This window comes from Brevundimonas sp. (assembly GCF_041648615.1).
Classification (GTDB): Bacteria; Pseudomonadota; Alphaproteobacteria; order Caulobacterales; family Caulobacteraceae; genus Brevundimonas.
The window spans coordinates 1-3930 of sequence record NZ_JBAZOS010000074.1; the positions used below are offsets into that span (position 1 = coordinate 1).

At 71.2% G+C, this 3930-nt stretch carries 3 protein-coding genes; all 3 read right to left on the minus strand.

Annotated elements, in window-relative coordinates; genetic code table 11:
• Positions 1 to 865: P-type conjugative transfer protein TrbL (gene trbL / locus WC555_RS15265; RefSeq protein ID WP_373254957.1), on the minus strand; the 865-nt coding region annotated here is incomplete at its 3' end.
• A gap of 12 nt (positions 866 to 877) precedes the next feature.
• Positions 878 to 1624: a conjugal transfer protein TrbJ gene (locus WC555_RS15270; RefSeq protein ID WP_292062125.1), complete on the minus strand. Its 747-nt coding sequence runs from the start codon at positions 1622 to 1624 to the stop codon at positions 878 to 880.
• The coding region (gene trbE / locus WC555_RS15275) for a conjugal transfer protein TrbE (protein WP_373254958.1) at positions 1575 to 3930 on the minus strand (2356 nt) is incomplete at its 5' end. The genes trbE and WC555_RS15270, both read right to left, overlap by 50 nt.

A 3930-nucleotide genomic window follows, 5' to 3' on the forward strand; every position in this document is an offset into this window, starting at 1 on the left:
CTGCCCCGGCCAGGGCGCCGGCCCCGCCGACGGCCAGCGCTCCGGTGAGCGCCGCGCCGGCGCCCAGCGCCGGTCCTCCGGTCACGAGGGCCGAGGCCAGGTTGGGGATGAACAGGGCCAGCATGGCCAGCAGGATGGCCGCCACCAGGATGGTCAGGGCTTCGTAGATATCGGGATTGGCCGAGGGCTGGAGCTGATCGAAGATCGTCCGCGCGCCGGAAACGACGATCGCCAGGGCCAGGACCTTCAACCCGGACGAGACGACATAACCCAGCGGCCGTTCGGCGAGGAAGGCGGACTTGTTCCAGATCCCGAACGGCAGGAGCACGAAGCCGCCCAGGGTGACGATCTTGAACTCCAGCAGGGAGACTATGATCTGCAGGGCCAGCACGGCGAAGGCCAGCATGATGCCGATCATGGCCAGGCCCAGGATCAGGGCGTCCGCCATGTTGCCGACGACGTCGAGCGGATTGTCGACCGGCGCGGGCGTCTCCCCGAGCGCCTTCACGATCTCCCAGCCCTGGGCGAGGATAGCCCCCGGGTTGAGGAACTCTTGCCGGCTCAGGGAGCCGCCGCCAGCCGTCAGCCCCAGCTCCAGAAAGCCGGCATAGAGGGTCTCGGACAGCCGCTGCCAGTCGTTGATCAGCCAGGCGAAGGCGCCGATCAGCAGCACCTTGCCGAAGCCCGAGGCCAGCACCTCCCGGTTGGAGGACAGCGCCCACTGGATGCCGGTCAGGGCGACGACCAGGACGATGAGCAGGCCGAACACGCCGTTGACCGAACCCTGGAGGGCGTCGAACCCGGCCGAGATGGTGTCGGAAAACACCACCATCAGCTCGTTGGGCGTTTCCACTCCGACCGTCATCGCCCCGCTCCCTCAGTCGTTCGCGTGAGACAAGGGATCGAAGCGCGGCGCGGCCGGCGCGTCGGCCTGACGGCCCCACCGCTGGCGCCGGGCGGCGTCTCCGGAGGCGCGGTCCGCCGCGTCGCGCGCCGTGGCCTCGGCCATCAGCCGGGACTGGGCCAGCATGATGGTGCGCAGCGCCGCCAGGTCTTCGGCCAGCACGGCCAGAAGCTGGTTGGACGACTGGACCGCCGCCGTCTGGCCGGTCGCCGCCTGGCTGGCGGAGAGCGCCCCGGCCAGCCTCTGCGACCGGCCCTGCCCCAGCCGTTCCAGCTCGGCGGCCGTCCGCGCCACGTCCTCGGCGGTGCGCCGGGCGTTGGCCGTGCGCGCCTCGCCCTGCTCCAGCAGGCTCAGCATGTCCGAGCCGGACAGATCGTCGGGGTACAAACTCCGGAACTGCTGCTCCAGACCGCTGACCGAGCTGGCGATCCCGCGCGCCGTCCGCGCCAGCTCGGCCATGTCCCGCAGCGACTGGCTGGATTGCGTCAGGTGGCTGTAGGGCGAGGCCGCCAGACTGCGCGCCTCGTTGGCGAGGCTCTCGAGCTGACGCGCCGCCTGCAGCGCATTTTCGATGTGATTGCGCGGGTCGAACACCACCTGCTGGGCCGGCGCCGGCGTGGCGCCCAGCAGGCTGACGGCGACGAGGCCGACGGCGACGATCTGGATGGACCTATTCGGCCGCGAGCGGGCCGGCGAAGGCGTCGAAAACGGAATCCACATTTTGCACTCCCTTGGCTTTGAGGAAATCGCGGGCGAAGCCGCCCGGTCGACCGTCGTCAGGTCCCGATCGCTCCAGGAGGGAGTCGATCAGGGTCTGGTCTTCCGGCGCGCTCGAGCCGCACAGGGCGAGGGCCACGCCGGTCAGACGCAGATCGAACAGCCGCCGGCCGCGCGGCTGGCGCCAGTAGTAGGCCCGCTTGGGCGTGGCGAAGGCGATCAGCTCAAGCTGGCGCCGGTTCAGGCCGAAGCCCCGGTAGAGTTCGGCGGACGACGGCTCCAGGGCGCGGGGATTGGGCAGGAAGACCTGGGTCGGGCAGCTCTCGATCAGACTGGCCGCGATCGAGGAGGCCGCCACGTCGTCCAGGCTCTGGGTGGCGAAGACCACGCAGACCCGCTTCTTGCGCAGCGTCTTCAGCCACTCCCGAATGCGAGCCGCGAAGCCGGTCTCCCCGAGGAACAGCCAGGCCTCGTCGAGGACCAGCAGGGTCGGCCGGCCGTCGAAGCCCTGTTCGAGATGGTGGAACAGGGCCGAGAGCACCGGCGCCACGGCTGACGGGGTCCCCATCAGGGTCTCCAGCTCGAAGGTGTCGAACCGCGTGGGCGCCAGGGTCTCGCCCGCCCCGTCCAGCAGTGCGCCGTGCGGCCCCTTCAGGGTCAAGGGCTCCAGGGCGGCGGCGACCGCCTTGTCCTGAACCAGGGCGCAGAACACCGTCAGCGTCCGCTGCGCGACCGGCGCCTCAGAGAGCGCCGACAGCGCCACCCAGATCTCTTCCCTCACCCGGGGGACCGGCTCCAGCCCGGCCAGGCGCACGGTCTCGGCGATCCATTCCGCGGCCCAGGCCCGCTCGTCCTCCCGGTCGATCCGGGCCAGCGGCTGGAGCGAGAACCGCGCCCCGGGCTCCAGCGCCCGCCAGCGGCCGCCGGCCGCGAGCGTCGCCGCGCGCGCCGACCGGCCCTTGTCGAAGAAGACCACCCGGGCGTCCCGATAGCGGAACCATTGCAGGGCCAGGAAGGACAGCAGGGCGCTCTTGCCCGATCCGGTCGGCCCGACGACCATGGCGTGGCCGACGTCGCCGACATGCAGCACCAGCCGGAACGGCGTCGCGCCGGTCGTGCGCGCCGTCGCCAGCGGCGGCCCGTCCAGGTTGGCGTCCCCGGCCGGCCCCGCCCAGATGGCGGAAACCGGCAGCAGATCGGCCAGGTTCAGCGTCGAGACCAGGGGCCGACGCACGTCAGCATAAGGCTCGCCGGGCAGAGAGCCCAGCCAGGCCTCCACCGCATTGAGATCCTCGATCCGGGCCACCAGCCCCTGCGCGTTCAGCGCCGCCTCGATCGCGCGGGCCTTGGCCGCCGCCCCCGCCTCGCTGGCGTCCAGAACGGTGACCGTCAAAGTCAGATAGCCGAAGGCGCAGGACTCCGCGCCGAGCGCCGCCAGGGCGCCGTCGCACTCTTCGGTCTTGGACGCCGCATCCGTATCGAGAAGCGGCACCTCCTCCTTGGTGATGGCCTCACGCAACAGGACGCCGACGCCCTTGCGTTTGGCGAACCAGCGCTTGCGCAGCTTGACGATCTCCCGCTCGGCCTCGGGCTTGTCGAGGCCGATCCAGCGCGCCGTCCAGCGGTATTCGAACGGCAGGGCGCCGAGCGCATCGAGCAATCCGGGCCGGGTCGCCGACGGCAGGCCCCGCACCGAGACCACCTTGAGGCAGCGATCGCCGAGACGGGGCGCGACCCCGCCCGTCAGGCCGGCGTCCGCGAGCCAGGCGTCGAGGAACATCGGCGTCTCCGGCGGCCGGACCGCGAAGGGCCGGGGCGAGACGCTGTCATGCAGCCAGGTCAGAAGGTCCGCGTCATCAAGCCGTTCGATCTCCGGCAGGGCGTCGGACAACAGGTCGAGCGTCGTATCGGCCTCGCGGCCGAAAGCCGCCAGCGACAGCCGCCAGTCGTGACCGCCCCTGGCCAGACCGTCGAACAGCCAGCGCTCCATGCGGCGGGTTTCGTCTGCGGGCGGCAGCCAGGTCAGGGCCAGCCGGAAGTCCGTCTCGAAGGCGGGATCGGCGGTTTCGAAGCGGCTGCGTCGTTCCGCGTCGAGCAGCCAGGCGACCTCGAGGTCGAAGGCGCTCTCCGGATAGGCCGTCGCGGGACGGCGGCGCGCCTCCATGTGCAGACACCAGCCCGATCCCAGCCGCTTCAGGGCGTTGTTGAGCCGGGCGCGCACCGCCATCAGCTCGTCCTCGGTCGAGGACTCCAGGTCGGGCCCGCGAAACCGGAAGGCGGCCAGGAAGGACCCGTCCTTGTTCAGCACC